Annotated in this window: 8 protein-coding genes; 5 read left to right on the top strand and 3 right to left on the bottom strand. The window is 43.0% G+C overall.

Annotation, left to right across the window (positions count from 1 at the left end):
• On the top strand, positions 1-965 hold a 965-nt coding region (locus tag F6K57_RS34365; protein ID WP_293072401.1), incomplete at its 5' end, for a glycoside hydrolase family 38 C-terminal domain-containing protein.
• 204 nt (positions 966-1169) lie between these two features.
• Here F6K57_RS34365 and dnaN read toward each other — a convergent pair.
• Entirely contained in the window at positions 1170-2351 is a 1182-nt protein-coding gene (dnaN, locus tag F6K57_RS34370) for a DNA polymerase III subunit beta (RefSeq protein WP_293072403.1), read from the bottom strand.
• A 553-nt stretch (positions 2352-2904) separates the two neighbouring features.
• Between dnaN and F6K57_RS34375 the strand changes: the two genes are divergently transcribed.
• Positions 2905-3048: a hypothetical protein gene (locus F6K57_RS34375; RefSeq protein WP_293021347.1), complete on the top strand. Its 144-nt coding sequence runs from the start codon at positions 2905-2907 to the stop codon at positions 3046-3048.
• Here F6K57_RS34375 and dnaA read toward each other — a convergent pair.
• Positions 3033-4415, bottom strand: coding sequence for a chromosomal replication initiator protein DnaA (dnaA, locus tag F6K57_RS34380; RefSeq protein WP_293045834.1), 1383 nt, complete (start codon positions 4413-4415; stop codon positions 3033-3035). The two genes, F6K57_RS34375 and dnaA, sit on opposite strands and share 16 nt — an antisense overlap.
• Positions 4416-4655: 240 nt before the next feature.
• On the opposite strand from dnaA, the gene def reads away from it, so the two are divergent.
• From def to F6K57_RS34395, 3 genes are all read left to right on the top strand, one after another.
• On the top strand, positions 4656-5189 hold the full coding sequence (gene def / locus F6K57_RS34385; protein WP_293072408.1) for a peptide deformylase: 534 nt from the start codon (positions 4656-4658) through the stop codon (positions 5187-5189).
• A 364-nt stretch (positions 5190-5553) separates the two neighbouring features.
• Positions 5554-5922: a type II toxin-antitoxin system RelE/ParE family toxin gene (locus F6K57_RS34390; RefSeq protein WP_293021351.1), complete on the top strand. Its 369-nt coding sequence runs from the start codon at positions 5554-5556 to the stop codon at positions 5920-5922.
• An 11-nt stretch (positions 5923-5933) separates the two neighbouring features.
• The gene (locus tag F6K57_RS34395) at positions 5934-6257 is read left to right on the top strand and encodes a helix-turn-helix transcriptional regulator (RefSeq protein WP_293072406.1); all 324 of its coding nucleotides are present in this window, start codon (positions 5934-5936) and stop codon (positions 6255-6257) included.
• Positions 6258-6368: 111 nt separating this feature from the next.
• On the opposite strand, the gene F6K57_RS34400 is transcribed toward F6K57_RS34395, so the two are convergent.
• Positions 6369-6493 (bottom strand): DALR anticodon-binding domain-containing protein (locus tag F6K57_RS34400; RefSeq protein ID WP_293072410.1); only part of this gene is annotated, 125 nt, incomplete at its 5' end.

Raw genomic sequence — 6493 nt, forward strand, 5'->3', positions numbered from 1 at the left:
TACAAGCTTTCGAGGATAGTGGTCAATATTGGGATGCATGGAATATAGACCCAAATTATGCTGACCATCCTTTGCCGAGCACTGAGCTGATCGGGATCGAGTGGATTGAAACCGGAGTATTGCGTCAACGTTTGCGAGTGGTGCGTCGGCTGATGCGATCGCAATTTTCTCAGGACTATATCCTTTCAGCTGAATCTCCAGTACTCAAGATTGCCACTACCGTAGACTGGCAGGAACGCCATGTATTAGTCAAAGCTGCGTTTCCATTAGCCATTGATGCCGATTATGTGTCCTATGAGATGCCTTGTGGGGTAATTCAACGTTCTACTCGACCCCAAACCCCTGCTGAGCAAGCTAAATGGGAAGTACCTGCTCTGCGTTGGGCAGACTTGAGTGATCAAACCTATGGTGTCAGTTTGCTTAATGATTGCAAATACGGCTATGATGCCCAGGCTTCCCAATTACGTCTAACATTGCTTCGCTCTCCCACTTGGCCCGATCCTGAAACTGATCAAGGCATCCACCAATTCACCTATGCTCTCTATCCTCATCAAGGCAGTTGGCGTTCTGCAGATACAATTCACCTAGCATACCAGCTTAACTTACCATTTCTAAGTTTACTTTGGTCTCCCGCTAATAGTTCTATTTTCAGTAATAATGTCAGTAATAATAGTAGACCTTCTTTACCATCAACCGGACAACTATTAAATTTGTCAGCTAAGACTCTAATTTTGATTGCACTTAAACAATCCGAACATATCCCTGATCAATGGATTATCAGATGTTATGAATCTCATGGGGAATCAGCAAATTTATCCTTAGTCAGTGATTTAGGATTGAAAATAGTTCACCCAGTTGACTTATTGGAAAGACCTGTTAGTTTATCAGAAGCATCAGCTGATGGAAAAGTAGTTAAGATAGAGCCTTGGAAAATAACTAGTTTGGCAGTTAAATCCATAATTTAGAAGGGAGTCGGGAGTCGGGAGTCGGGAGTCGGGAGTCGGGAGTCGGGAGTCGGGAGCTATAAAAATTTTTCCTATCTCGCTATCTCGCTATTTCCCCATCTCCCCATCTCCCCATCTCCCCATCTCCCCATCTCCCCATCTCCCCACACTTCCCACACTTCCCACACTTCCCACACTTCCCACACTTCCCACACTCTTCTGTTACTATTTCCTAATCTGAACTGGCATAATCAAATAGGTCATCTTCAATCCCCCTAGAGGCATAAAAATCACAGGACTATTAGCTTCATTCATCTGAATTTGAATATCAGAGGTATAAAGCGCCTTTAAGCCATCAATTAAGTACTTAACATTAAAAGCAATTTCCAAACTATCACCCGATATTTGAACTTCCATTGACTCCCGACCACTACCCAAATCTTTTGCCTCTACCGAGAGGTGAAGCCGCTGGTTAACACTATCGATATTAAACTTGACAATATTATTTTTCTGATCAGCCAACACTGCAATCCGTTCTACTGCACTCAGTAATTGACGGCGATCGAGAATGATCTGACGCTGAAAGTGTTTGGGAAGCAGCTGATGATAGGAAGGGTACTGTCCTTCCAGAGTTCGGCTTGTTAAACGCTGTTCTCCCCCTTGACAAACAATCTGACCAGGTTCAAACTGAATCGCAATAATATCCTGAGCTTCAGCCTTAGATACTATCCGCTCCAACTCCCGTAACGCTCTAGCTGGTAACGTAAATTCTACGGGTAAATCATGATCATCCAATTCTTGGGTAGCTTCAGTCGTTGCACTTTCCTCTATTCTCCGATTAGTTTCCACAACTGCTAGTCGGTGACCATCGGTAGCAGCAAATTCCAATTTGTCCGACTGTACAGTAAGGTGAACCCCCGTCAGCACTTGCTTAGTTTCATCAGAACTAGTGGCAAATAAAGAACCCTGCAATCCAGCCTTTAAGACTTCTACAGGAATATGAACCGCAACGGATGTGTTAACTTCCGGCAGCTCGGGGAATTCCTCAGAACTCATACCTCGAACCTGATAACGTCCGGTAGCCGAGGTTAAGGTGACAATCAGGCTATCACTGTCTGTACCTTTCCCATCATCCTCTAGAGTAATTTCCCCTGAAGGTAGACGGGAAACAATATCATTGAGCAGTTTGGCTGGCAGGGTAATTTCCCCTCCTGTCTCAACGTCAGCCTTAAAGCTAGTCTGAATACCCACGCTAAGGTCGAAAGCAGTTAGTAGCACCCGCTGATTTTTTTGGTCTGCTTCTAACAAAACATTCCCCAGCACAGGATGAGTAGGGCGAGAAGGCACTACCCGACTCACTAGTGAAAGGTTTGTATTGAGGTCACTTTGACTGCAAACCAGTTTCATGATTGGTTTCGTAATGGGGCTTGCTTTAGTAAGAAACTATAGTACTCGATTACTAATCTTTGTACAAAACCACCTCAAAAACCTAAGCATTCAGCGGTCAGTAGTCAGCAGTCAGTAGTCAGCAGTCAGTAGTCAGCGGTCAGTGGTCAGCGGTCAGTAGTCAGCGGTCAGTGGTCAGCCTTTAGCCATCAGTAGTCAGCTTTTAGCTGATAGCACCTCAAGTAGCGTGGCACAGGCTTCTAGCCTGTGAAGCATTAGCTTATAACTGATAACTGATAGCTGATAGCTGATAGCTGATAGCTGATAGCTTATAACTGATAACTGATAGCTGATAACTGATAGCTGATAGCTGATAGCTGATAGCTGAATACTAATTGAGTTAGCAAACCATTTGTGGAAAAAGTTGTGGAAAAATTCGGTGATTTTTCCACAGAGCATTTATACTCAGAAGCCATATATTATAGCAGTAAACTCGATCATAGCATCAAGCTCAAGCCGTTAATTAACAAACTTTAATTAACAAACTTTAATTAAAATAGCGGTTTCTAGCCTAATGAGGTACAGAGTATTTTGTCCCTGTTCCCGATTCCCGATTCCCGATTCCCGATTCCCTACTCCCTGCTCCCAAAAAGCTAGGAAAAAAGTACCTCAAACGTCGCTGATAATTGCTATAAACAGGCTTTATGTTTGGTTTTGACTCCTAGCTGTCAGATTTATGCGATCGCTTAACTGAGAAAGTTTCTGAGCTAACTCATCATCTTTTTCCCGCAGCTGAGTAATTTTATCGCAGCTGTACATGACTGTCGTGTGGTCTTTGCCCCCAAATTCTTCCCCAATGCGGGGTAGGCTCAATTCTGTATGCTGCCTCATCAGATACATCCCAATTTGCCTAGCCCAACTAATTTCTCGCCTCCGAGAGCTACTTTTTAAGTCTTCCACTGAAAGATTAAACGTATTAGATATAGTACTTAAAATAACCTCAGGAGAAGCCTGAATCTTCTTGGTTGGTGGGTTCAAAATCGGTGCAATATTTTCCACATTCATCGCTAACCCCGAAATCGATACATAAGTCACAGCCCTAGTCAAAGCTCCCTCTAGTTCTCTAATGTTAGAGGTGTAGCTAGCAGCAATGTACTCAACCACGTCATGGGGTAGACGTATATTTTCGTCCTCTGCCTTTTTTTGCAAGATAGCCATCCTGGTTTCCAAATCTGGTGGCTGAATATCAGCGATTAACCCCATAGAAAAGCGGGAACAAAGGCGTTCTTGCAAGCTATTAATCTGATTAGGAGGACGGTCTGATGCCAAGACAATTTGTTTACCAGCTTCGTGCAAAGTATTGAAGGTGTGGAAAAACTCTTCCTGAGTATATTCCTTACCTTCAATAAACTGAATATCGTCTACCAAAAGTACCTCCGCTGTCCGATAATGTTCCCGGAAACTTTGGATACTATCCTCGCGAATAGCAGAAATTAAATCATTAGTGAACTGCTCAGTAGAAACATAAAAAATTTTAGAGTCTGGGTTATTCTCCAAGCGGTAATGACCAATTGCCTGCATCAAATGAGTTTTGCCTAAACCAACACCACCACAAAGAAACAGAGGGTTAAACTCTCGTCCTGGATACTCCCCTACCGCCAGAGATGCAGCATGAGCCATGCGATTATTAGGACCAACCACAAAGCGAGAGAAAACATGCTTAGGATTTAACTTAGCGCGTCTTGGCTGGTTTTTAAAGGTATTTTCGGAATGATTAGTGGCTACCGGAAATGACCAGGAAAAGTCAGGATCACCAGTAATTGAGTTATTGTCTCCTGTAGCCGTTGTGAAGTGAATTTCCACTCGTTGACCTAAAATATCTTCCACGACATCAGCAATTGTTTTAACGTAATACTTCTGCAACCAATTTCTGGAAAAGGGATTGGCAGTGCGAATCAGCAAACAGTTATTGTCAAGCTGTTGAGCACTAGTTGTCTTGAGCCAAGTTTCAAAGGTGGGCTGACTCAGTTGTAGTTTGAGACGTTCTAATACCTGAATCCATAGTTGTTCTGGGGAAATTTTCACTGTTTTTTCTCTACCGTAGTCAATTTTTTTTAAGCTAGATGTGATGAGCCACAGCCCAGACCAAGGGCATATAAATTCCTACGGTGCGCGTTCACGCTTAGCTTTTAAAAAGCGCGGGGTCGCACCGCTTTCCTATATCCCACCACCCAAAAATTTTTACCAATTTTTAATATATAAAGGTACTGTTTGAGCATTTGATCGAATAAGCTTGACGGATATAGACGTTTGGCTTTTACTATGGTGAGTGAAACACTACAAATTGCTCAGTTAGGCAACCCGATTTTACGGCAGCATACTCAGCGAGTACATAATTTGCTCGATGAACGCCTTCAACAACTGATTGATCAGCTCATAGCAACTGCTACAGCAGCCAATGGCGTTGGCATTGCAGCACCCCAAGTATCTCAATCCTATCGTTTGTTTATAGTAGCGTCTCGTCCGAATTTAAGGTATCCCCACGCACCGTTGATGGAAGCAACGGCTATGATTAATCCTGGCATTATTAGTCATGACACTGACATGGTTAAGGACTGGGAGGGGTGTCTGAGTATTCCCGGCATTCGAGGGTTAGTACCCAGGTATAGTCGAATTGAGGTGGAGTATACTAATCGGTATGGTCAGTATCAGCGGCAACAATTAACAGACTTTGTAGCCAGGATATTTCAGCATGAATATGACCATCTTGAGGGAATTGTATTTTTAGACAGAGTGGAGAGTACCCAAGAGATGATGACTGAGGAAGAATATCAGAAGCAGATTATCAATAACTTATAGCAATTGTCAAATCCTTTAGTCACTAATTTTCAAATCGCTACAATCCATTCATACTGGACAGTGCGAAGTTCTGTGGTCGGTTGAGTGGTTGAATTACCCCTAAGACAAGAACACCCCGATCGCGCCTAGGGACGAGAATGTTCCAAACTGGCTGAATCAGCAAAACTCAGCCAGTTAGAGTATGGCTCTATATCGTCGAGTCGAGCAAATCATTAGTTGAACTGCGCCCTATGTTTGCAGGTTTTGCCACCTTCGAGTGGTTTGTGTTGCTGCTATGGGGAGTGATCTTATACACCCTGTTCATTGTAGAAACCGATAATTAGGACACTAGTAATTAGCATGCTATAATTGGCATATTTATCACATGGATGTGTCCTTAAAACCTGTAGAGTGGGTTGGCAGTTCCTTGGAAGATTTGAAAAAATTTCCCTCAGAAGTTCAGCAAGTGATGGGTTATGCCTTGTACTTAGCTCAATGTGGAGACAAACATCCCGGTGCTAAACCCCTCAAAGGATTCAAAGGTGCTGGTGTACTCGAAGTTATTGACAACTTTGATGGAGACACTTATCGGGGTGTATACACCGTAAAACTCCAAGGTGTAGTGTATGTTCTGCATACATTTCAAAAGAAATCAAAGCAAGGTATCGCCACACCCAAGCAAGAGCTGGAATTAATTGAAGCCAGGTTAAAAAGAGCCAGAGAACATTACTCACAACATTACACTCACGAGTAGAGGTAGTAATTATGGTCAAAGAAATTGAAGTACAAGCTAGTAGTGGTAATGTGTTTGCCGATTTAGGTTTAGAAAACTCTGACGAATTAATCGTTAAAGCAGAACTGGCTCGTAAGATTAGTAGTATTATTTCCAACCAGGGTATGACACAAGCTGCGGCGGCAAAGGTTTTAGGAGTAGATCAGCCCAAAGTTTCCGCACTTATCAATGGTAAGTTGGCGGGTTTTTCAATTGTGCGGCTGTTTCGCTTCTTAAACGCTTTGGGTCAAGATGTGGAAATTGTGGTCAAAACCAAACCATTATCTCACCCTGTGGCTCGAACACTAGTGTCGTGAACTTGCTGATGCTGAAGCAGAGTTATTCAGATAGTTGTCCTAATAAAGATGTACGTAAGTATTAAGCTATCAGCCTTTGACCTTGGCTGATAGCTGAGATAGTTAACTGTACTACATCCGCTCCAGTACCTGGATTCCCAGTAAAGACAATCCCAGTTTGAGAGTTCTAGCAGTCAAATCACATAGCAGCAGACGGGATGTCCGCTTGGGTTCTTCGGCTTTCAGTACAGGGCATT

It is taken from the genome of Moorena sp. SIO4A5 (assembly GCF_010672005.1).
Classification (GTDB): domain Bacteria; phylum Cyanobacteriota; class Cyanobacteriia; order Cyanobacteriales; family Coleofasciculaceae; genus Moorena.